The organism is Pseudomonas sp. S3E12, assembly GCF_001702295.1.
GTDB lineage: Bacteria > Pseudomonadota > Gammaproteobacteria > Pseudomonadales > Pseudomonadaceae > Aquipseudomonas > Aquipseudomonas marginalis.
On the sequence record NZ_MBDT01000021.1, the window covers coordinates 168,253 to 190,954 of the forward strand.

The following is a 22,702-nucleotide window of genomic DNA, read 5'->3' on the forward strand; positions in this document are numbered from 1 at the left end:
TCCTTCGAAAACTAATCCAATGCTGCCGCCAGCAACTGTAGGCTTTGTCTTTAGCGCAACAACCACCGCACTTTTATTGACCGACGCGCATCAACTCTTTAGGCACATACTTGCCGATCTCGAACTTGCCGATGGCCGCGCGGTGCACTTCGTCCGGGCCGTCGGCCAGGCGCAGGGTACGTTGCATGGCGTACATGTAGGCCAGCGGGAAGTCGTTGGAAACGCCGGCGCCGCCGTGGATCTGGATCGCGCGGTCGATCACCTTCAACGCCACGTTCGGCGCCACCACCTTGATCTGGGCGATTTCACTTTTCGCCACTTTATTGCCCACGGTGTCCATCATGTACGCCGCTTTCAAGGTCAGCAGGCGCGCCATGTCGATTTCCATGCGTGAGTCGGCGATCTTGTCGATATTGCCGCCCAGGCGCGCCAAAGGCTTGCCGAACGCGGTGCGGCTGACGGAACGTTTGCACATCAGTTCCAGCGCGCGCTCGGCCATGCCGATGGAGCGCATGCAGTGGTGGATACGGCCTGGGCCAAGGCGGCCTTGGGCAATCTCGAAGCCTCGGCCTTCACCCAGCAGTACGTTTTCGTACGGCACGCGGACATTGTCGAACAGCACTTCGGCGTGGCCGTGGGGCGCGTCGTCGTAGCCGAACACCGGCAGCGGGCGTACGATTTTCACGCCGGGGGCGTCCACCGGCACCAGGATCATCGAGTGCTGCTGGTGGCGCGGTGCATCCGGGTTGCTCAGGCCCATGAAGATCAGGATCTTGCAGCGCGGGTCGCAGGCGCCGGAGGTCCACCATTTCTTGCCGTTGATCACCCACTCGTCGCCCTGGCGCTCGGCGCGGGCGGCCATGTTGGTGGCGTCCGAGGACGCCACATCGGGCTCGGTCATGGCGAAGGCCGAACGGATCTCACCGCGCAGCAGCGGTTCGAGCCAGCGTTGTTTCTGCTCTTCGTTGGCGTAGCGCACCAGCACTTCCATGTTGCCGGTGTCGGGGGCGGAGCAGTTGAACGGCTCCGGACCCAGCAGCGAGCGGCCCATGATCTCGGCCAGGGGGGCGTATTCAAGGTTGGTCAGGCCGGCGCCCAGTTCGGACTCGGGCAGGAACAGGTTCCACAGGCCTTCGGCTTTCGCCCGGGCCTTCAGCTCTTCCATGATGGCGGTGGGCTGCCAGCGGTCGCCTTCGTTGACCTGGCGTTCGAACACCGGCTCGGCAGGGTAAACGTAAGCGTCCATGAACGCTGTAACACGTTCACGCAGTTCCTGAACCTTGGGCGAATAGGCGAAATCCATGAGCAGCTCCCTTCTTTGAGAGGTTGTTTAGGTCATGCAATCGATGCTAGAACAGCGTTGATAATTTACCTAGCCTATTCTCGGCGTGTATTAACATTCATCACCGATATATGATCGACGTATGAGCACGTAACAAATCGCCACCTAATAATAAGAGCGCAACCCAATGAATCTGAGCAAGGTCGACCTCAACCTCTTTATCGTCTTCGACGCGATCTACACCGAAGCCAACCTGACCCGCGCCGGGCAGATTGTCGGCATCACCCAGCCGGCGGTGTCCAACGCCCTGGCGCGCCTGCGCGAGACGTTCAACGACCCGCTGTTCGTGCGCACCGCCCAAGGCATGGTGCCCACGCCGATGGCGCAGAACATCATCGGCCCGGTGCGCAATGCGCTGTCGTTGCTGCGGGTGTCGGTGCAGGAAAGCCGCATCTTCAACCCACAGCAGGCGGCCAAGACCTACCGCATCAGCATGACCGACCTCACCGAAGCGGTGATTCTGCCGCTGCTGTTCCAACGCCTGCGCCGCCTGGCGCCCACCGTGGTGATCGAGAGTTTCCTGTCCAAACGCCGCGAGACCACCAAGGAACTGGCGGCCGGGCGCCTGGATTTTGCCGTGGATGCGCCGCTCAATACCGACCCGCAGGTACGCCACGTCAAGCTGATGGAAGACCGCTACGTGTGCGCCATGCGCAAGGGCCATCCCATGGCGGGCAAGGACAAGTTCACCCTGGATGACTACCTGTCGCTGACCCATATCCATATCTCCAGCCGCCGCAACGGTTTGGGCCATGTCGACCTGGCCCTGGGCAAGATGGGCATCCAGCGCAAGATCGCCCTGCGCTCCCAGCATTACCTGATGGCCTCGCAAGTGTTGCAGCAGACCGACATGGTCATGACCGTGCCCGAACGTTTCGCCCGCCGCCATGAGCTGCATTGGTTCAACCTGCCGGTCAATGACGTGCCACCGGTGGAAACCCACCTGTACTGGCATGAAAGCACCGACCAGGACCCGGCCAACCGCTGGATGCGCGAGCAGATGATCGAGTTGTGCCAGCAAGTCACCGCCCACGAGAAGAAGCTGGACAAACAACAGGCCTGAGGCTGAAGAACGCCCCCTGTGGCTGGGGGCTTGCCCCCGATGGGCTGCGCAGCGGCCCTTGACGTTTACGTCAACCTGCCATTAGCTTAGCGCCAAGACCTTCTTGAGCGCCCCCATGAGCACGACCTACAGCATCTCCGACCTCGCCCGCGAGCTCGACATCACCACCCGCGCCATTCGTTTCTATGAAGAACAAGGCCTGCTGGCCCCGGAACGCCGGGGCCAGGAGCGCATTTATTCGGCGCGGGACAAGGTCAGCCTCAAGCTGATCCTGCGGGGCAAACGCATCGGTTTTTCCCTGGCCGAGTGCCGTGAGCTGATCGAACTCTACGACCCCACCGGCGGCAACCAGATCCAACTCAACAGCATGCTGGCCAAGATCGCCGAGCGCCGTGAGCAGTTGGAACAGCAACTGCTGGATATCGAACAAATGAAGCTGGAGCTGGACACCGCCGAAGAGCGTTGCACCCAGGCCCTGGCGCAAACCATGGGCCAGGTTGGCCATTGATCAGAAGGTAGCTGCCATGTCCCTCCCCTCCCATGTGCGCCTGGTGGAAGTCGGCCCGCGCGACGGCTTGCAGAACGAAGCCCAGCCCATCAGCGTGGCCGACAAGGTCCAATTGGTGGATGCCCTCAGCGCGGCGGGCCTGAGCTATATCGAAGTCGGCAGTTTTGTCTCGCCCAAGTGGGTGCCGCAAATGGCCGGTTCCGCCGACGTGTTCGCGCAGATCCAGCGCAAGCCCGGCGTAACCTACGGTGCGCTGGCGCCAAACCTGCGTGGTTTCGAGGACGCGCTGGCGGCGGGCGTGAAGGAAGTGGCGGTGTTTGCCGCAGCCTCCGAGGCGTTTTCCCAGCGCAATATCAACTGTTCCATCAGCGAAAGCCTGGAGCGTTTTGCGCCGATCATGGCGGCGGCGAGGCAGCACGGCATCAGCGTGCGCGGCTATGTGTCCTGTGTGTTGGGTTGCCCTTACGAAGGTGAGATTGCGCCGGAACAGGTGGCGGCGGTCGCGCGGGAGTTGTATGCCATGGGCTGCTACGAGGTGTCCCTGGGCGACACCATCGGCACCGGCACGGCGGGCAACACGCGGCGGCTGTTCGAGGTGGTCGGCGCGCAGGTGCCACGGGACAAACTGGCGGGCCACTTCCATGACACCTATGGCCAGGCCATCGCCAATATCTATGCCGGCCTGCTGGAAGGCATTACGGTATTCGACAGCTCTATTGCAGGCCTCGGCGGCTGCCCCTATGCCAAGGGCGCAAGCGGTAACGTCGCCACCGAAGATGTGCTGTACCTGCTCAATGGCCTCGGGATCGACACCGGCATCGACCTGGATGCATTGATTCGCGCGGGCCTGCAAATCAGCCAAGTCCTCGGCCGCCCCACGGGCTCGCGCGTAGCCAAGGCGCGAACTGCCGGTTGAGTAGCGTAGCCGTGACAATGTGTTACCGCACGGCTACACATCGAGTAACACGGGAACATATTTTGTCGTATTTTCTGTAGGTCAAGGCCCACTAAAAAATTAACTTGTTGATTTTAAAGTGATTTTAAAAGTTGGCACGCCTTCTGCTATCTCTATGGCATAACAAGAATAAAAAGCGCCAAACCTAATAAAAATAAGACGAAACGACTCTGACATAACAAAAACAACACGGCAGAGACGCAGCTAACAGATTTTTTTGGAGAAGATGTGCTTCGCAGGGTACGGCATGCCGAAACCCGCAACCGGTTAGAGAAAAATAAAACTACCTCAGGTAGCTACCCACTGGTTGGATCGTTAACGAAGAAGCAGATCAGCGCTCAAAAAAATACGTTTGCTCTTGACCCCGGATGGGGGTCGCCAAAAACAGCGGTAAAGGGTAACGGTTGCCAAAAACAACAATAGACCGCCCCTCAATAATAAAAAAAGAGCACGCAACGACAAATTAAAGGGGACCTTCGGGTCCCCTTTGTGCTTTCTGGCCTTTAACCCTGCCCTGCCCCCAGCTCTTCGATCGAGATCTCGCGCATGCGGAATTTCTGGATCTTGCCCGTCACCGTCATCGGAAACTCCTCCACGAACTTGAAGTACCGGGGCGTCTTGAAGTGCGCGATGCGGCCCTTGCACCAGGCCTGCAGTTCCAGTTCGCTGGCCACATGACCGGGATGCAGCTTGACCCAGGCCACGATCTCCTCGCCGTAGCGCTCGTCCGGAATGCCGATGACCTGCACATCGGCCACCGCCGGGTGGGTGAAGAAAAACTCTTCCACCTCGCGCGGGTACACGTTTTCGCCACCGCGAATGATCATGTCCTTGTTGCGCCCGGCGATGCACACATAGCCGTGGGCATCCATGGTGGCCAGGTCGCCGGTGTGCATCCAGCCCGCAGCGTCGATGGCGTCGCGGGTGCCGTCGGGGTTGTTCCAGTAGCCGAGCATCACGCTGTAGCCACGGGTGCACAGTTCGCCGACCTGGCCACGGGGCAGCGTGTTACCGGCTTCATCGATGATCTTGCTTTCCAGTTGCGGCTGGGTGCGGCCGACGGTGGTCACGCGGCGCTCCAGATCGTCATCCGCGCCGGTTTGCAGGGATACGGGGCTGGTCTCGGTCATGCCGTAGGCAATCTGCACCTCGCCCATGTGTAATTCGCCGATGACCCGGCGCATCACCTCGATAGGGCACGTGGCGCCGGCCATGATGCCGGTGCGCAGGGTGGACAGCTCGAACTCGCCCCGGCGCGGGTGATCGAGCAGGGCAATAAACATGGTGGGCACGCCGTACAGGCCGGTGGCACGTTCTTCGGCGACGGCGGTGAGGGTCAGCAGCGGATCGAAGCCGTCATTCGGGTAGATCATGGTGGTGCCATGGGTAATGCAGCCCAGGTTGCCCATCACCATGCCGAAGCAGTGGTACAGCGGCACCGGGATCACCAGGCGGTCCTGCGCGGTGAGGCCCAGGCTTTCGCCGACCATATAGCCGTTATTGAGGATGTTGTGATGACTGAGGGTGGCGCCCTTGGGGAACCCGGTGGTGCCGGAGGTGTACTGGATATTGACGGCTTGATCGAAGTGCAGGCTGGCCTGGCGGCTGTGCAACTGCTCGGGCGGCAGGCCCGCACCGAGGGCCGCCAGTTCCGACCAGGGCAGGAAGCCCGGGGGCGGGCTGGGGTCGAGGCTGATCATGCCACGCAGCTCAGGCTGCAATGCCTGCAACATCGCGTGGTAGTCGGAGGTCTTGAACGCGCCGGCGCACACCAGCCACTCGCAGCCGGACTGCTTGAGCACGTAGTCCAGTTCACTGCTGCGGTACGCCGGGTTGATATTGACCAGGATCACGCCAATCTTGGCGCTGGCGATCTGGCTGATGCACCATTCGGCGCAATTGGGCGCCCAGATACCCAGGCGGTCGCCGGTCTGCATACCCAAGGCCAGGAACGCGCGGGCGTGCACCTCGACGGTCTCGGCCAGTTGCCGCCAGGTGTAGCGACGCTGCTGATGGCGCACCACAAGGGCTTCGCCATCGGGGTATTGCGCCACGGTGTGATCGAAGGCCTGGCCAATGGTCATGGCCAGCAGGCTCTTGTCCTGGGAGCCACGGCTGTAGCTCGGATGCGGTTGATCCATAACGACCCCTGTTGTCTTTTTTGTAGGTTGACGTAAACGTAAACTACGATTGACAGCGCCGTAACGCAAGCTTACGTTAACGTAAAGGTGAGCGCCCTTTCCCTGACGCGCCCTCCACACAACAACAACGCTTACATTAAGGTGCCTGTCCATGAGTTACCCGTCCCTGAACTTCGCCCTCGGTGAAACCATCGACATGCTGCGCGACCAGGTGCAGTCCTTCGTGGCCAAGGAAATCGCGCCCCGTGCGGCACAGATCGACATCGACAACCTGTTCCCCGCCGACCTGTGGCGCAAGTTCGGGGACATGGGCCTGCTGGGCATCACCGTACCGGAAGAATACGGCGGCGCCGGCCTGGGCTACCTGGCCCACGTGGTGAGCATGGAAGAAATCAGCCGTGGCTCGGCCTCGGTGGCGTTGTCCTACGGCGCCCACTCCAACCTGTGCGTGAACCAGATCAACCGCAACGGTACTCACGAACAGAAACTCAAGTACCTGCCCAAACTGATCAGCGGCGAGCACGTCGGCGCCCTGGCCATGAGCGAACCCAACGCCGGTTCCGACGTGGTCTCGATGAAACTGCGCGCCGACAAACACGGCGACCACTATGTGCTCAACGGCAGCAAGACCTGGATCACCAACGGCCCCGACGCCAGCACCTATGTGATCTACGCCAAGACCGACCTGGAAAAGGGCCCCCACGGCATCACCGCGTTTATCGTCGAGCGCGACTGGAAAGGCTTCAGCCGCAGCAACAAGTTCGACAAGCTCGGCATGCGCGGCTCCAACACCTGCGAGCTGTTTTTCGATGACCTCGAAGTGCCGGAAGAAAACATCCTCGGCGTGCTCAACGGCGGCGTGAAAGTGCTGATGAGCGGCCTCGATTACGAGCGCGTGGTGCTGTCCGGCGGCCCCACCGGGATCATGCAGGCGTGCATGGACCTGATCGTGCCGTACATCCACGATCGCAAGCAGTTCGGTCAAAGCATCGGCGAGTTCCAGCTGATCCAGGGCAAGGTCGCCGACATGTACACCCAGCTCAACGCCAGCCGCGCCTACCTCTACGCGGTGGCCCAGGCCTGCGAACGCGGCGAAACCACGCGCAAGGATGCGGCCGGGGTGATCCTGTACAGCGCCGAACGCGCCACGCAAATGGCCCTCGACGCGATCCAGATCCTAGGCGGCAATGGCTATATCAATGAATTCCCCGCCGGGCGCCTGCTGCGGGACGCCAAGCTGTATGAAATCGGCGCCGGCACCAGTGAGATCCGGCGGATGCTGATCGGTCGCGAACTCTTCAACGAAACCCGCTGAAGGAGCGTCCCATGGCCACCTTGCACACCCAGCTCAACCCACGCTCGGCGGAGTTCGCCAGCAACAGCGCGGCGATGCGCCAACAGGTCGACGCCCTGCACACCCTGCTCGCCCATGTGCAGCAAGGCGGCGGCGCCAAGGCCCAGGAGCGCCACACCTCGCGCGGCAAACTGCTGCCACGCGAGCGTATCAATCGCCTGCTGGACCCGGGCTCGCCGTTCCTCGAGCTCAGCCAACTGGCCGCCCATCAGGTGTATGGCGAAGACGTGCCGGCCGCCGGCGTGATCGCCGGCATCGGCCGCGTGGAGGGTGTCGAATGCATGATCGTCGCCAACGACGCCACGGTCAAAGGCGGCTCCTACTACCCGCTCACGGTGAAAAAACACCTGCGCGCCCAGACCATCGCCGAACAGAACCGCCTGCCATGCATCTACCTGGTGGACTCCGGCGGCGCCAACCTGCCGCGCCAGGATGAAGTGTTTCCCGACCGCGAACACTTCGGGAGGATCTTCTTCAACCAGGCCAACATGAGTGCCCAGGGCATCCCGCAGATCGCCGTGGTGATGGGCTCGTGCACCGCCGGTGGCGCCTACGTGCCGGCCATGGCCGACGAAGCGATCATGGTGCGCAACCAAGCCACCATCTTCCTGGCCGGCCCGCCGTTGGTGAAGGCGGCTACCGGTGAAGTGGTCAGTGCCGAAGACCTCGGCGGTGCCGATGTGCACTGCAGGATCTCTGGCGTGGCCGACCACTATGCCGACAGTGATGAACACGCCCTGGCCCTGGCCCGCCGCAGCGTGGCCAACCTCAATTGGCGCAAGCAGGGCCAATTGCTGCAACGCACGCCCGTGGCGCCGTTGTACAGCAGCGAAGAGCTCTACGGCGTGATCCCGGCCGATGCCAAGCAGCCGTTCGATGTACGCGAAGTGATCGCACGGCTGGTGGATGGCTCGGTGTTCGATGAGTTCAAGGCACTGTTCGGCACCACCCTGGTGTGCGGCTTCGCGCATGTGCACGGCTACCCGATTGCGATCCTGGCGAACAACGGGATTCTGTTCGCCGAGGCCGCGCAAAAAGGCGCGCACTTTATCGAGTTGGCCTGCCAACGCGGGATTCCGCTGCTGTTCCTGCAGAACATCACCGGGTTTATGGTCGGCCAGAAATACGAAGCCGGAGGCATCGCCAAGCACGGCGCCAAGTTGGTGACTGCAGTGGCGTGCGCCAAGGTGCCGAAATTCACGGTGATCATCGGCGGCAGCTTCGGCGCCGGCAACTACGGCATGTGCGGCCGCGCCTATGACCCACGTTTTTTGTGGATGTGGCCCAACGCGCGGATTGGCGTGATGGGCGCCGAACAGGCTGCGGGCGTGCTGGTGCAGGTCAAGCGTGAGCAGGCTGAACGGGCAGGCGTCGGCTTCAGCACTGAAGAGGAAGCGGCGATCAAGCAGCCGATCCTCGAACAGTACGAAACCCAGGGTCACCCTTATTACTCCAGCGCACGCCTGTGGGACGACGGCGTCATCGACCCGATGCAGACCCGCGATGTGCTGGCCCTGGCCTTGTCCGCCGCGCTGAATGCCCCCATCGAGCCGAGCCGCTTCGGCGTGTTCCGCATGTAACCTGTAGGAGCGAGCTTGCTCGCGAAGGTCGTTAACGATAACGCGAGCATTCTGGATGAACGCGTTGCCTGGACGTTTTTCGCGAGCAAGCTCGCTCCTACAGGAGACCTCTCATCATCATGGAGCTCCTTGCATGAGCGATTTCAATACCCTCGAACTGATCACCGACAGCCGTGGCTTTGCCACGTTGTGGCTCAGCCGAGAAGCCAAGAACAACGTGTTCAACGCCGAGATGATCCGCGAACTGATCATCGCCCTCGACCATGTGCAAGGTGATGCGTCCCTGCGTTTCCTCGTCCTGCGGGGGCGCGGCAGGCACTTCAGCGCCGGTGCCGACCTGGCCTGGATGCAGCAGTCGGCCGAACTGGATTACCACACCAACCTGGACGACGCCCGCGAACTGGCGGAGCTGATGTACAACCTGGCCAAGCTGAAAATCCCCACCCTGGCAGTGGTGCAAGGCGCGGCCTACGGCGGCGCGCTGGGCTTGATCAGTTGCTGCGACATGGCCATCGGCGCCGATGATGCGCAGTTCTGCCTGTCGGAAGTGCGCATTGGCCTGGCCCCGGCCGTGATCAGCCCGTTCGTGGTGCAGGCCATCGGCGAGCGGGCGGCGCGGCGCTATGCCCTGACCGCCGAGCGTTTTGGCGGCCAGCGTGCACGGGAAATCGGCCTGCTGGCGGAAAGCTACCCGATTGGTGAACTGGACCAGCAGGTGGAACAGTGGGTCACTAACCTGCTGCAAAACAGCCCGGCGGCGATGCGCGCCAGCAAGGACCTGCTGCGCGAAGTCGGTAACGGCGCGCTCACCCCTGCCCTGCGCCGCTATTGCGAAAATGCCATTGCGCGCATCCGTGTCAGCGCCGAAGGCCAGGAGGGCTTGCGCGCGTTCCTGCAAAAACGCCCACCCAGCTGGCAGCCCCAGGAGCCGCGTTCATGAGCACGCTGACCACCGTACTGGTGGCCAACCGCGGCGAGATTGCCTGCCGGGTGATGCGCACCGCCAAGGCCATGGGCCTGACCACCGTGGCGGTGCACAGCGCCGTCGACCGTGATGCGCGACACAGCCGCGAGGCGGATATTCGTGTCGACCTGGGGGGCAGCAAAGCCACCGAGAGCTACCTGCAAATCGACAAATTGATCGCCGCCGCCCAGGCCAGCGGTGCCCAGGCCATTCACCCAGGCTACGGCTTCCTGTCGGAAAACGCCGGGTTTGCCCGTGCGATCGAGGCGGCGGGCCTGATCTTCCTCGGGCCGCCCGCCTCGGCCATCGACGCCATGGGCAGTAAGTCCGCCGCCAAGGCACTGATGGAAACCGCCGGCGTGCCCCTGGTGCCGGGGTATCACGGCCCAGAACAGGACCTGGAGACATTCCGCGCCGCCTGCGAGCGCATCGGCTATCCGGTGTTGCTCAAGGCCACGGCCGGGGGCGGCGGCAAGGGCATGAAGGTGGTGGAGGATGTCAGCCAACTCGCCGACGCCCTGGCCTCGGCCCAACGTGAGGCGCTGTCGTCCTTCGGCAATGGGCAGATGCTGGTGGAGAAATACCTGCTCAAGCCTCGCCACGTAGAGATCCAGGTATTTGCCGATCAGCACGGGCATTGCCTGTACCTCAATGAGCGGGATTGCTCGATCCAACGCCGCCACCAAAAGGTCGTCGAGGAAGCCCCGGCACCGGGGCTGAGCGTTGCACAGCGCAAGGCCATGGGCGAAGCGGCGGTGCGTGCGGCCCAGGCCATCGGTTATGTCGGCGCGGGCACGGTGGAGTTCCTGCTGGATGCGCGCAGCGAGTTTTTCTTCATGGAGATGAACACGCGGCTGCAAGTGGAACACCCGGTCACCGAAGCGATTACCGGCCTGGACCTGGTGGCCTGGCAGATTCGCGTCGCCCAGGGCGAGGCGCTGCCGATCACCCAGGAGCAGGTGCCGCTGATCGGTCATGCGATTGAAGTGCGTTTGTACGCCGAAGACCCGGCCAACGACTTCCTGCCCGCCACCGGGCACCTGGCGCTGTATCGCGAGTCCGCGCCGGGCCCGGGGCGTCGCGTGGACAGTGGTGTCGAGCAAGGAGACGACGTGTCGCCGTTCTATGACCCGATGCTCGGCAAGCTGATTGCCTGGGGCGAAGACCGTGAACAGGCGCGCCTGCGCTTGCTGAGCATGCTCGACGAGTTTGCCGTGGGTGGGCTGAAGACCAACCTGGGCTTCCTGCGGCGCATTATTGGTCATACGGCATTTGCGGCGGCTGAGTTGGATACCGGGTTCATTCCGCGCTATCAGGATGAGCTGCTGCCGGTGGCCGGGACTTTGAGCGATGCGTTCTGGCAGGCCGCAGGTTCGGCCTTCATGCAGAGCTTGCCTGCGGGTGACGGGCCATGGGCGGACACCGGTGGATTCCGTGCAGGGCTGCCCGCCGAGGTCTCGCTGCACTTGAGTTGCAATGGCCAGGACCGCCTGGTAACACTGGCCGCCGGCGCCGCGACATTGCAGGGCGAACAGTTAGTGATCGAACACCAGGGCGTCCGTCGTTCACATCTGGCAGTGCGCAACGAGCACACGGTTTTCCTGCGTTGGGACGGCGAGATGCAGGGCGTGAGCCTGTTCGATCCGATTGCCGCTGTCGAGGCCAACCAGTCGCACCAGGGCGGCCTCACGGCACCGATGAACGGCAGCATCGTGCGGGTGCTGGTGGACGTCGGCCAAACGGTCGAGGCCGGCACGCAGTTGGTGGTGCTCGAAGCGATGAAGATGGAGCACAGCATCCGCGCGCCCCAGGCCGGGGTAGTCAAGGCGCTGTTCTGCCAGGAGGGCGAAATGGTTGCCGAAGGGTGTGCGTTGGTGGAGCTCGAAACGGCGGACTAGAACTTCACCGTGGCTTGCACGACGACGCCGAGGATGCGGCAATCGACGGTGAACAGCAGTTTCGGGTAGGTGGGGTTGAGCGGCACCAGGTAGAGCTGGCCGCTCTCTTCCAGCAACTGCCGGAAGGTCGCCTGGGTACTGCCGGCCCGTTGGGCGACTACCAGTTTGCCGGGTTCGGCGGCGATGGCCGGATCTACCAGGATCATCATCCCCGCTGCGATGCTCGGGCCGCTGAGCGCGGTCATGGCGTCGGACGTCACCGGCAGCCAGAAGGCGTCGCCCCGGGCGTGGTAATCCGTCGGTTCGAAGCGTGCGGTACCATAGGCCGGGCGCTCTTCGCGCGTTTCGCCCAGGCCTTTCCACTCGCTGACCGGGTAGCGAAAATACGCCGTGTACTGTCTTGCCGGATCTACGACCTCGTCGGCCTTCTCACGCAGCTCCTGCACCACTTCCAGGTCGCCCAGCCCCAACTCTGACAGCACCCGGTTCATATCCGCCAGGCTCGGCACGCGGCGCTTGTTGAGCCAGTGGCCAACGCCCCCCTGGGACATGCCCAAGCGTTCAGCCAACTCACCCTGGGTGACCTTGCGGTCTTTCATGTTGGCCTTGACCAACGCTATCCATTTATCCATGGCCGCCGACAATACGTCAGCCAGTTTCCAGGGCAATAAACAGTTTGTAGTAATCCATAAAACGACATAAATACGATACGTACTATCATCGAGCATAAGGTTTTCGACACCCACCCAGAGTACCGCCCCTTATGACGACGAGCCCGTATCTCCTGCCTGAAACACCCGAAAACGATGACGTGCAAAACCTGCGCAGCAGCGGTGCTGCCCAGCGTGCCTTGGACTTCTACTTGAAAGAAAATATGTCAGCACCCGTCCCGGATGACAGCTTTTTCGCCATCAAGCCCGGCATCAGCCAGGAGGAAGCCCTGGTGCACGCCTCGGACCTGTTGCGCAGTGCCGCCGCCACGGCCTACGAATCAGCGAGCAGCCATCAGGGCAACCAGCGCGACCTGGCGTTTTCAGTGGTGTATTTGATTGATATGGCGAAGGCGATGGTCGAGCGGTCGTTGCGGGCACCGGAGGTTCGGGCGAACGGATAACAGCCGCGAAGGAAAAATATTTCTATCCCACGGATAAAAACATTTGACTTGCAAATGATAATGATTATTATTGGACCCAGCTGATCGCGAGATCAGTCGATAGACCAAGGGACCTTAGGTCGGACTCTTGGAATATCTCCTCATCAGGCTAATCACGGTTTTTGACCCGGCTCTTTGGCCGGGTCTTTTTTTTGCCAGTTTCCCTGGCATGGCTTCAGGCTAATGAAGACTGTGTGTTGCTTGATGGCGCGCATGGTAGCAAAAGACCATCGCCAAAAGAAAGCCAGTCCAGTGCTCCAGCGCACATCTCTGCGAAATAGCGCTTGAGAATCAATCTCATAGATTCTAAGCTGCGGCGGCGTCAAGGACGACGCCCCCCTCCCCGCAACAATTTTGCATCCAGGCTTTACCACACTCCTGTGTAATATAGCCGCCACAACACTCATATTCAGGCAACCAGACTATGACCGTGGCCTTGACCTCCATCAAGATCAGCACCGACTTCGACAGTGGCAATATCCAGGTGCTCGACGCCAGCGACGCCTACCAGTTGCTGCTGGCCATCCAGCCCGATACCCGCAGCCACCATTACCAATGGTTCCACTTCAAAGCCGAAGGCATGCACGTGGGCCACACCCATAATTTTCGCCTGAGCAACGCCGGTGGTTCTTCGTATAAGCACGCCTGGAGCGGCTACAACGCTGTCGCGTCTTATGATCACGTCAACTGGTTCCGAGTCCCTACGCGCTTCGACGGCGAGATCCTGCACATCAGCCTCGAAACCCGTGAGAAGCATGCCTGGTTGGCCTACTTCGAGCCCTACAGCCGCGAACGCCACGACTGGCTGATCGACCAGGCCCTGAAGTACGCCGGCACCCAAGTGCTGGCCACCGGCAAAAGTGTCGAGGGCCGCGATATTCAACTGTTGCGACGTGGCAAAGGCGGCGAAGGCCGACGCAATGTCTGGATCATTGCCCAGCAGCACCCCGGCGAACACATGGCCGAATGGTTCATGGAGGGCATCATCGAACGCCTGCAACAGGATGGCGATGCCGAGATGAAAAAGCTCCTGGCCGTTGCCGACCTGTACCTGGTGCCGAACATGAACCCCGACGGCGCCTTCCACGGTCACCTGCGCACCAACGCCATGGGCCAGGACCTCAATCGCGCCTGGCAAAGCGCCAGCCAGGAGATCAGCCCGGAAGTGCTGTTCGTGCAACAGCAAATGCAGCAGTACGGTGTCGACCTGTTCCTCGACATCCACGGCGACGAAGAAATCCCCTACGTGTTCACCGCTGCCTGCGAAGGCAACCCCGGCTACACCCCGCGTATCGAAGCGCTGGAAAAACGCTTCCGCAGCCATTTGAGTTCGCTGACCCGTGACTTCCAAACCACCCACGGCTACACCCGCGACTTGCCGGGCGAAGCCAATATGACCCTGGCCTGCAATGCCGTCGGCGAGCAGTACGACTGCCTGTCCCTGACCCTGGAAATGCCGTTCAAGGACAACGACGACGCCCCCAACCCGAAAACCGGTTGGTCAGGCGAACGCTCCAAACAGTTGGCCAAGGACGTCTTGAGCACCGTGGCCGATATCGTCACGGTCCTGCGCTAACGCCCCTGGCCCCCGGCATCAGTCCTTGGTGCCGGTCATGCTCTGCAGCACACCATCGCGCCGAATCAACCCATGGAACAGCGCCGCCGCCAGGTGCAGCAGTACCGTCAGGAACAGCAGGTAGGCCAGATACCCATGGGCCTTGCGCAATAGCGCAAACAGCGGTGCATCCGCCGCCACCAGCGCCGGCAACTGCACCGAACTGCTGAGCATCACCGGGTCGCCCGCCGCCGAAATCATCGCCCAGCCCAGCAGCGGCAACACCAGCATCAACCCATACAAGACCAGATGGGACGCCTTGGCTGCCAGCACCTGCCACAGCGGCAAGTCAGACGGCAACGGCGGCTGGCGGGTAGAGAAGCGCACCGCCAGGCGCACGATCACCAGCACCAGGATCGCGATCCCCAGCGGCTTGTGCAGGTGGATCAACCACTCATGCCGCTCCGACACTGACGCCGCCAGGCCTGCGCCGATAAACAACATGGCGATGACCATCAGCGCCATCAACCAGTGCAGCAGGCGCGCCAGGGGCGCAAAAAACCGTGGTTGGGCATTCATGGCTTCGACTCCGCTGGGGCACTGTGCAAGGGGCTGACTTCACCGGCACGGCGCAGGTACGAACTGGCATACGCCGCCGAACGTGCAGCCAGCAGCGGGTCATTGGAGGCTTCGATACCGCTGGGCAAAATCAACGGATCGAAATTAATGTCGCGACAATCGCCGTCGGCCTGGGGCTGGCTGCTTTGCAACACCAGGGTGCCGGCATTCAGCACCTTGTGCTCACCGCTCCAGGGTTTGCTCGCATCATCCAGCGGGTCGCCGGGGTTGGCCAGGGTCATGTTCAATTGCCAACGCAACGGCCCTGAGGCCAGGCGTTGCACCAGGTCTTTCTCCAGAAAGTCGGCGCCCGCCGGTGCGGTCTCCCCCGCTGCATCCTGACTCTGGGGCACTACGCCCCAGCGCACGGCCTGGCGCTTGCCCTCGGCACTCACCAGGTAAAACGCGTTGATACCGTTATAGGTTTCGGTCGCATAACTGGCCGATGGCCTGGCCGTCTTGACCCACGCCAGGAATGGCGCAGCCTCAGGGTGAGCGGCAAAAAACGCCGGCATATTCGCCGGGTTCGGCTTGCCGGTGGCCGGGTCCGGCGCGCCGGCCTTGAGCAACTGGTAGAACGCCTCGGGCGTGCCCACCGGGAATACCGGCATACTGTTCATGCCGGTGCGCCATTGCTGGCCGTTGTCCAGGCTGAACTGCACGGCAAAGCTGCGGATCGGCACACTGCTGTCCGGCGCATAGGGGTTGCCGCTGGGCAGGGCGAAGCGGCCGATCAACGGCGTCCTGGCCGCGCTGAACACCTCGGCGCGGGAGTAGGCACGCGCCTCGGCACTGCTTTCGAAATACCCGGCCACGCACACGCCCTTGGCATGGTTACGCCGGAATCCCGGGTGCACGCCGTTGTTGGTTTCCAGGGCATTGACCAGGGTTTTCGGGCGCAGGCGTTGTGGGTCGAGGCTGCCGTTGACGTAGGCAAATGCCCCGGCCATAACCGCAACCACGGCACCAATACCCGCAAGCCGCGCGATCAGGCTCGCCGTGCTTAACGGAGGACGTGGCGGTGATGAGTGATCTACCATGAACAGACTCCAGGGCCTGAAGGCCTTTGGGGGTAACCATAAGGTCGGAGCATTAAGACGAACGCCGATCCGCTCTATTCCCAGGCCCTGGATTTATTTTCCACGGCCGGGAATAACCGTTCACGCCGGACGTCTCTCTAGTCCCAGCGTAGTGACCAGCCAGACGCCCATGCATGAACTCGACGAACCGTTACGTGAACTCATCCCCAGGCTGCGGCGTTTCGCTGTGTCCCTGACCCGTAACGCCAGCAGTGCCGACGACCTGGTGCAGGCGACCCTGGAGCGAGCGATCACCCGCTGGGCCGACAGGCGCGTCGAGGGCGATCTGCGCGCGTGGCTGTTCTCGATCCTCTACCGGCAGTTCCTCGATGCCCACCGCCGCACCCGGCGCTATGCACGCATGCTGGAATTCTTTACCGGCCGCGATGATGCGCAGCCGTCGGTGGAGCGCACCGTCATCGCCCAGGCGACCCTGCAAGCCTTCGACCAACTCAACGCCGAACAACGTGCGCTGCTGTTGTGGGTGTCGGTGGAGGGTTTGAGCTACAAGGAAGTCGCGCAAATACTCGAGGTGCCGATCGGCACCGTGATGTCGCGCCTGTCCCGGGCGCGCCAAGCGTTGCGTCAACTCAGCGATGGCGACATCGCCAGCCCTTCCCTGCGGATACTCAAATGATCAGCCTGCCCCCCAGCGAACGCGACCTGCATGCCTACGTCGATCACCAACTCCTGGACAGTGATCGCCGTGTGCTCGAAACCTACCTGGCCGCCCACCCCGAGGTCGCGGCCCAAGTGCAGGCGTGGCAGCAGGACGCGCAATTGCTGCGCGCGTCCTTGAGCGGCGCCCTGCAACAGCCGGCCAACCCGGCGCTGGACCCGGCGCTGATTCGCCAGCGCCTCAAGCACCAGACGCGCCGCCGCTTTGCCACCGCCGCAGTGCTGCTGATGGCCGTCAGCCTCGGTGGCCTCGGCGGCTGGCAGGCCCGTGAAGCCACGCAACCGCCGTTGCTGCCGATGGCCGATGCGATGCAAGCGTTCCGCCTGTTTGCCCAGGAGGGCATCATGCCCGCCGACTACAACGGCCAGGACCGCGGCACGATGCAGGCGTGGCTCGACCGCTACTTCAATCAAGCCCATCGCCTGCCGGACTTGAGCCAGGCGGGCTTCACGCCCGTCAGCGGGCGACTGCTCACTACCGATCAAGGCGCCGCCGCCATGGTGCTGTACCAGGACGCACAAGGTCGACGCCTCAGCTTCTACATCCGCCCACCTGGCCCGGACAACGGTTTCCTGCCCCGTGGCGAGCGCACGGCGGATGGGTTGCAAGCGCAATACTGGTCCGGCGGCGGCTACAACTATGCGGTGGTCAGCCCGGCCGGCCAGGCGACGCCACCCCTGCAGCCGTTCTAGATTGGTCAAATCGCCACCGGCGCCCTAAAGTAAGCGACCACCGCACTACAGAGTGACTCGCATTGGCCGTGCTCCCCCTTATCCGTCGTTTGCTCGGTAAAAAAACCGACACACTGGACGACACGCCCATCCAGACGTTCTTTCAGGACAAAGCCCGGCAACTGGGTTACACCCTCAGTGCAGGCCAAACCCAGGCCATCGCCGCGATGGCGCGCCAGACCCGGCACCTGCTCGCCAGCCAACCTACCCGCAGCCTGTACCTGCACGGCCCGGTGGGACGCGGCAAAAGCTGGCTGCTGGACGGTTTCTTCCAGGCGCTGCCCATCGCCGAGAAACAACGCGTGCATTTCCATGAGTTTTTCGCCCGACTGCACCGCGGTATGTTTACGCACCAGGCGACGGACGATGCCTTGGCCATGACCCTGGACGAACTACTCGACGGCTGTCGCGTGCTGTGTTTCGACGAGTTCCACGTGCACGACATCGGCGATGCCATGCTGATTACCCGGCTGTTCAAGGCCCTGTTCCAGCGTGGCGTGTGGGTGCTGGTTACCTCCAATTATCCACCCGAAGGGCTGTTGCCCAACCCGCTGTACCACGAGCGCTTCAAGCCGGTGATCGACTTGATTGCCGCGCGTATGGACGTGCTGGAAGTCAGTTCGCCCGAGGACTTTCGCAGCCTGCCCCAGGCCCATGCCGCGCAACGCTTTACCACCGGTTGTTACCTGTGGCCGGGCACGCAGGCCCAGCGTGCGGCGCTCGGCCTGCCGGTCAGCGGCGGCCCGCCGCAGACGCTGACGGTGGGCCACCGCACATTGATCTGCCGCCGGCATCAGGCCCGCACCATCGTATTCACCTTCAACGACCTGTGCGAACAGCTGACGGCGGTGATGGACTACCTGTTGCTGTGCGAGACGTTCGATCACTGGGTCATCGACGGCCTGCCCCGCCTGGCAGACTGCCCGATCGCCGTGCAGCAGCGGTTTATCAACCTGGTGGACGTGCTTTACGACAAGGACAAGCACCTGATCCTGATCGGCGAACAACCGCTGGCACAGGCCATGAGCGGGCAGGCCATCGACCTGGCGCGCACCGCCAGCCGCCTGAACCAATTGCAACAGGCCAACCCGCAACGGGTGCGCGACCCGGTATCATGAGCGCCATTTACGCCCCCTTGCCGAGTGACCGCGCCGTTCATGAATACCCTCGCCCAACTCAAGGCCGGCCACTTGGCCGGCATTACGCGCCTGGACCTGTCCTGCGGGCTCACCGAATTTCCTGAGGAAATCTTCGGGCTGGCCGACTCCCTGGAAATCCTCAACCTCAGCGGCAATGCCCTGAGCCGCCTGCCCGACGACCTGCACCGCCTGCCGCACCTGCGCGTGCTGTTCTGCTCGGACAACGCCTTTACCGAACTGCCGGAATGCCTGGGCCAATGCGCCAAACTGAGCATGATCGGCTTCAAGGCCAACCAGATCAGCCACCTGCCCGCCGCCGCGCTGCCACCGTTGCTGCGCTGGCTGATCCTCACCGACAACCGCATCAGCCAGTTACCCAGCGAGTTGGGCGAGCGGCCGCTGCTGCAGAAACTGATGCTCGCCGGGAACCAACTGACGCAGTTGCCGCAGAGCCTGGCCAACTGCAGCAACCTGGAGCTGATCCGCATTGCCTCCAACCGCCTCACGCGCCTGCCCGAGTGGCTGTTGACGCTGCCGAGCCTGACGTGGCTGGCCTACGCGGGCAACCCGGTGGAAATGGCCGTGGATGTGGCGGTAGACGACGCGACAGCGGCTATTCCCTGGACGGAACTGGAACTGGCCGAGGTGCTGGGCGAAGGTGCCTCGGGGGTTATTCGCAAGGCCCTGTGGACCCCCACGGCCAAGCCCGTCGCCGTCAAGCTGTACAAAGGCACGATCACCAGCGACGGCTCGCCGCTGCACGAAATGCAGGCCTGCATCGCCGCCGGGTTGCACCCTAACCTGATCAAGGTGCAAGGCCGCGTGGTGGGTGCCCCCGAGGATCAGGCCGCATTGGTCATGGACCTGATCGACCCGAGCTACCGCAACCTCGCCGCCCTGCCGAGCCTGGCCTCGTGCACCCGCGATGTCTACGACCCCGCCACTCGCTTCAGCCTCGACGTAGCCTTGCGCATGGCCCGGGGCATCGCCTCCGTGGCGGCGCATCTGCACCGGCACGGCATCACCCATGGCGACCTGTACGGGCACAATATCCTGTGGAATGAAGCGGGCGATTGTTTGCTTGGGGACTTTGGCGCGGCGTCGTTCCATGCCAAGGCAGACACCTTGGAAACACGAGCCTTGCAACGCATTGAAGTGCGCGCGTTCGGGGTGTTGCTGGGGGAATTGCTGGAGCGGGTTGAGGCGGGGTTGTTTGACGAGGTGCTGTTGGATTTGCAGAAAAGCTGTTGCCAGCCCGACGTGTTGGCACGGCCGAGCTTCGAAGAAATCAACGCCCTGCTGCAATCCATCCAACACCACTAAAAAATGTGGGAGGGGGTTTGCCCTAATGCCAGTCAGTTAAGCGTACATCGCCTCCTGTAGGAGCGAGCTTGCTCGCGAAAAACGTCAACGATAACGCGTGCTTCCTGAATGAACGCGGCGCCTGTGAGTTTTTCGCGAGCAAGCTCGCTCCTACAAAAAGCCTTAACTGACTGGCATTAAGGCTTGCCCCTCCCACATTTTGAATGCGTTTCTTCAGTTGATAAATCAGCCCGCCAGGCCGACGAACATATCCTGCACGTCATCATGGTTGTCCAGGCCTTCGAGGAAGGCTTCGACTTCAGCCATCTGCTCATCGGTCAGGCCGCTTACCGGGTTCTTCGAGATGTAGCCCAACTTGGCCGACAGCACGGTGAAACCCTGTTCCGGCAGGGCCTTTTGCACGGCGTCCAGGTCGGTGGTCTCGGTGATGAACAGGGTGGTGCCTTCTTCTTCGCCGTCTTCAAAGTCCTGCGCACCGGCTTCGATCGCGGCCATTTCCGCATCGGCATCCGGGGTGTCCGGCGAGGCTTCGATCAGGCCGACATGGTTGAAATCCCAGGCCACGGAGCCGGAAGCACCCAGCTGCCCCTTGCGGAACGCCACGCGGATTTCCGCCACGGTGCGGTTGATATTGTCGGTCACACACTCGACGATCAGCGGTACCTGATGCGGGGCGAACCCTTCGTAGGTCACGCGGTGGTATTGCACGGTTTCACCGAGCAGACCGGCGCCCTTCTTGATCGCGCGTTCCAGGGTTTCCTTGGGCATCGAGGCCTTTTTGGCCTGTTCCACCACCAGACGCAGGTGGGCGTTGGTCGCGGTGTCGGCACCGTTGCGGGCGGCGATGGTGATTTCTTTCACCAGCTTGCCGAAGATCTTGCCCTTGGCATTGGATGCCGCTTCTTTATGTTTGACTTTCCACTGTGCGCCCATGACTCACTCTCTTCTATACATCGCGCCGAAACGTCTACTGGCCGGCGCTTTGGGGGCAGAGTTTATAGGGCAAAAACGCTCTGATCCACCAAAAAACCGGCCATACCCCTCAGGTTCGCAAGGGTTTGATCGCCCCACGGCGGTCCGGCACGAAATCCCCGACCTGGGCCAGCACGGCCGGCCTGGCGTTCCAGTAGGGCATCAGCACCAGCGAGGAAAACAGCGCGGCACCGGCAAACACGATAAACACCGTCACCGTATCGAAGTAACCCGGCAGCAACCCGCCGAGGATCGCCCCCACCGAACCGCAACCGTTCACAAAGCCTGCGGCCGTCGCCCCCGCCTTGGCGGTGCCGAAGTCGATGGCGGCGGTGCTGCTGATCATCGAGTCCGGCCCGTAGAGGGTCAGGCCCATGACAAACAGCAACGCCATCACCAGCACCACGCTGCCGGTGTGTAGTGCGCCCATGAACAGCGCCAGGGCCACGGTCAGGGCCAGCAGGCTGAGCACGCAGGCCGGCATGCGGCGGGCGCCGAACAGTTTGTCGGACGCCAGCCCGATCAGCACTGGCCCCAGCAAACCGGCCAGTTCGAACGCCGTCGGCACGATGGCCGCGCCGACCTTGCCCACCGACGGCATCTGCTCATACACAATCACCGGCCCCCACAACAGGATTGCGTAGCGCGCCGGTTTCAGCAGGAAGTACGCCAGCCCCAGGGTCAAGACAGTGCGGTTACGCAAAATCGCCCGCAGCGGTTCCAGCACGCTGATGCGCTTCTCGGCGGCGGCCTCCTCGGCGCTCAACAGCGGCTCCGGTTCCACGGCCGGCAAGCCCACGTCCTGGGGCGTGTTGCGCTGGAAGAGAAAGAACAGCAGCGCCACACACGCCACCACCGCCGCACTGGAGATAAACGCCGCATGCCAGCTGCCGATCAGGGTGTAGGCCCACCACCCGGCAAAGGGCGACGCCACCAGGCCGCCGAAGGCGTAGCACGAACTCCATAGCCCCAACACTCGCCCGCGCTGCTGCGCCGGGAAGAAACTGCCGAGGTTCTTGCACAATCCCGACCAGCCGGTGGACTGCGCCAACCCCTGGATCAACATGCAGCTGATAAAGATCGGCAAGGTGGCGAACGTGCCCATCACCAGCGCCGCAGCGGCAGAAATCAGTAACCCTCCAAGCACCACGACACGCGGCCCGAAGCGATCAGCCAGCATGCCCCAGGTAAACTGCCCGACGGCATAGGCCGCCAGGTAAATGCCATCCAGGTTGGCCATCATCATTTTGTCGAGGGGGAAACTCGGGTCGTCGACGATCCCCAGCTTCGCCACGGAAAACGCTTTGCGAGTGAAATAGAACGCTGCGTACGCCAGCCAGGTGATGGCGAAAATCTGCACGCGCCAACGCTTGATGCTACCCATAGGGATATTCATGGTGGTTCTGACCTCAGGTGAGTGTGCCGGCAGAATCGAGAAGCGAATGCCTGTTGTTTTTATGGTTGAGCACTGCAATGCCGAGCCGTGGATGGCGCGGCATTGGTCAGATGGGTCCGGTGTCCAGGAGCCCATGGCCCCGTAGGTTGTAGGACTCAACCTACGGGGGTTGAGGCGTATCAAAGCAATGGCTGACTAATAGGTAAAATCGATTTATCGTATTTCAAATATAAGTTCAGCTTGTAAGAGGAT

The 22,702-nt window shown here is 62.3% G+C and carries 20 protein-coding genes; 13 read left to right on the forward strand and 7 right to left on the reverse strand.

Annotation, left to right across the window (positions count from 1 at the left end):
• Nucleotides 1–73 precede the first annotated feature (73 nt).
• Nucleotides 74–1,303, reverse strand: a complete 1,230-nt coding sequence (locus BB029_RS17425; RefSeq protein ID WP_065940115.1) for an acyl-CoA dehydrogenase — start codon at nt 1,301–1,303, stop codon at nt 74–76.
• Between the two features lie 166 nt (nt 1,304–1,469).
• Between BB029_RS17425 and BB029_RS17430 the strand changes: the two genes are divergently transcribed.
• From BB029_RS17430 to BB029_RS17440, 3 genes are all read left to right on the forward strand, one after another.
• Complete coding sequence (locus BB029_RS17430) at nt 1,470–2,405, forward strand: LysR family transcriptional regulator (protein ID WP_027606275.1); 936 nt, start codon at nt 1,470–1,472, stop codon at nt 2,403–2,405.
• 115 nt (nt 2,406–2,520) lie between these two features.
• Nucleotides 2,521–2,913, forward strand: a complete 393-nt coding sequence (locus tag BB029_RS17435; RefSeq protein WP_027606274.1) for a MerR family DNA-binding transcriptional regulator — start codon at nt 2,521–2,523, stop codon at nt 2,911–2,913.
• Between the two features lie 16 nt (nt 2,914–2,929).
• Complete coding sequence (locus BB029_RS17440; protein WP_065940116.1) at nt 2,930–3,829, forward strand: hydroxymethylglutaryl-CoA lyase; 900 nt, start codon at nt 2,930–2,932, stop codon at nt 3,827–3,829.
• 542 nt (nt 3,830–4,371) lie between these two features.
• Here BB029_RS17440 and BB029_RS17445 read toward each other — a convergent pair.
• Complete coding sequence (locus BB029_RS17445; protein WP_065940117.1) at nt 4,372–6,009, reverse strand: AMP-binding protein; 1,638 nt, start codon at nt 6,007–6,009, stop codon at nt 4,372–4,374.
• 151 nt (nt 6,010–6,160) lie between these two features.
• Here BB029_RS17445 and BB029_RS17450 point away from each other — a divergent pair, with 151 nt between their 5' ends.
• The 4 genes from BB029_RS17450 (at nt 6,161) to BB029_RS17465 (ending at nt 11,805) form a co-directional block, all read left to right on the forward strand.
• Nucleotides 6,161–7,324 (forward strand): isovaleryl-CoA dehydrogenase, encoded by a 1,164-nt coding sequence (locus BB029_RS17450; RefSeq protein WP_065940118.1) that lies wholly within the window; start codon nt 6,161–6,163, stop codon nt 7,322–7,324.
• Nucleotides 7,325–7,335: 11 nt separating this feature from the next.
• The gene (locus tag BB029_RS17455) at nt 7,336–8,943 is read left to right on the forward strand and encodes a carboxyl transferase domain-containing protein (RefSeq protein WP_065940119.1); all 1,608 of its coding nucleotides are present in this window, start codon (nt 7,336–7,338) and stop codon (nt 8,941–8,943) included.
• Between the two features lie 133 nt (nt 8,944–9,076).
• Complete coding sequence (locus BB029_RS17460; protein WP_065940120.1) at nt 9,077–9,883, forward strand: gamma-carboxygeranoyl-CoA hydratase; 807 nt, start codon at nt 9,077–9,079, stop codon at nt 9,881–9,883.
• Nucleotides 9,880–11,805: an acetyl/propionyl/methylcrotonyl-CoA carboxylase subunit alpha gene (locus BB029_RS17465; RefSeq protein WP_065940121.1), complete on the forward strand. Its 1,926-nt coding sequence runs from the start codon at nt 9,880–9,882 to the stop codon at nt 11,803–11,805. Before BB029_RS17460 ends, BB029_RS17465 begins: the two co-directional genes overlap by 4 nt.
• On the opposite strand, the gene BB029_RS17470 is transcribed toward BB029_RS17465, so the two are convergent.
• Nucleotides 11,802–12,437 carry a LexA family transcriptional regulator gene (locus BB029_RS17470; protein WP_065940122.1) on the reverse strand — a complete coding sequence of 212 codons (636 nt, stop codon included), beginning with the start codon at nt 12,435–12,437 and terminating at the stop codon, nt 11,802–11,804. The two genes, BB029_RS17465 and BB029_RS17470, sit on opposite strands and share 4 nt — an antisense overlap.
• A gap of 131 nt (nt 12,438–12,568) precedes the next feature.
• Between BB029_RS17470 and BB029_RS17475 the strand changes: the two genes are divergently transcribed.
• Nucleotides 12,569–12,919 carry a DUF6124 family protein gene (locus BB029_RS17475; protein ID WP_065940123.1) on the forward strand — a complete coding sequence of 117 codons (351 nt, stop codon included), beginning with the start codon at nt 12,569–12,571 and terminating at the stop codon, nt 12,917–12,919.
• Nucleotides 12,920–13,382: 463 nt separating this feature from the next.
• Entirely contained in the window at nt 13,383–14,534 is a 1,152-nt protein-coding gene (locus tag BB029_RS17480) for a M14-type cytosolic carboxypeptidase (protein ID WP_065940124.1), read from the forward strand.
• Between the two features lie 18 nt (nt 14,535–14,552).
• Here the strand turns inward: BB029_RS17480 and BB029_RS17485 are convergent, their stop codons facing one another.
• Both BB029_RS17485 and BB029_RS17490 read right to left on the reverse strand, forming a co-directional pair.
• On the reverse strand, nt 14,553–15,092 hold the full coding sequence (locus BB029_RS17485) for a cytochrome b (protein WP_065940125.1): 540 nt from the start codon (nt 15,090–15,092) through the stop codon (nt 14,553–14,555).
• Nucleotides 15,089–16,171, reverse strand: coding sequence for a catalase family peroxidase (locus BB029_RS17490; protein ID WP_065940126.1), 1,083 nt, complete (start codon nt 16,169–16,171; stop codon nt 15,089–15,091). Before BB029_RS17490 ends, BB029_RS17485 begins: the two co-directional genes overlap by 4 nt.
• Nucleotides 16,172–16,340: 169 nt before the next feature.
• Between BB029_RS17490 and BB029_RS17495 the strand changes: the two genes are divergently transcribed.
• From BB029_RS17495 to BB029_RS17510, 4 genes are all read left to right on the forward strand, one after another.
• On the forward strand, nt 16,341–16,847 hold the full coding sequence (locus BB029_RS17495; RefSeq protein ID WP_065940127.1) for an RNA polymerase sigma factor: 507 nt from the start codon (nt 16,341–16,343) through the stop codon (nt 16,845–16,847).
• Nucleotides 16,844–17,581 (forward strand): anti-sigma factor, encoded by a 738-nt coding sequence (locus tag BB029_RS17500; protein ID WP_027606261.1) that lies wholly within the window; start codon nt 16,844–16,846, stop codon nt 17,579–17,581. Before BB029_RS17495 ends, BB029_RS17500 begins: the two co-directional genes overlap by 4 nt.
• A gap of 62 nt (nt 17,582–17,643) precedes the next feature.
• Nucleotides 17,644–18,738, forward strand: a complete 1,095-nt coding sequence (gene zapE, locus BB029_RS17505; RefSeq protein WP_065940128.1) for a cell division protein ZapE — start codon at nt 17,644–17,646, stop codon at nt 18,736–18,738.
• A gap of 39 nt (nt 18,739–18,777) precedes the next feature.
• Nucleotides 18,778–20,082 carry a protein kinase gene (locus BB029_RS17510; RefSeq protein ID WP_065940423.1) on the forward strand — a complete coding sequence of 435 codons (1,305 nt, stop codon included), beginning with the start codon at nt 18,778–18,780 and terminating at the stop codon, nt 20,080–20,082.
• 225 nt (nt 20,083–20,307) lie between these two features.
• On the opposite strand, the gene BB029_RS17515 is transcribed toward BB029_RS17510, so the two are convergent.
• Nucleotides 20,308–21,015, reverse strand: a complete 708-nt coding sequence (locus tag BB029_RS17515) for a YebC/PmpR family DNA-binding transcriptional regulator (protein WP_027606258.1) — start codon at nt 21,013–21,015, stop codon at nt 20,308–20,310.
• 109 nt (nt 21,016–21,124) lie between these two features.
• A complete protein-coding gene (locus tag BB029_RS17520) occupies nt 21,125–22,450 on the reverse strand; it encodes an MFS transporter (RefSeq protein WP_065940129.1) in 1,326 nt (441 codons plus the stop codon).
• Nucleotides 22,451–22,702 lie beyond the last annotated feature (252 nt).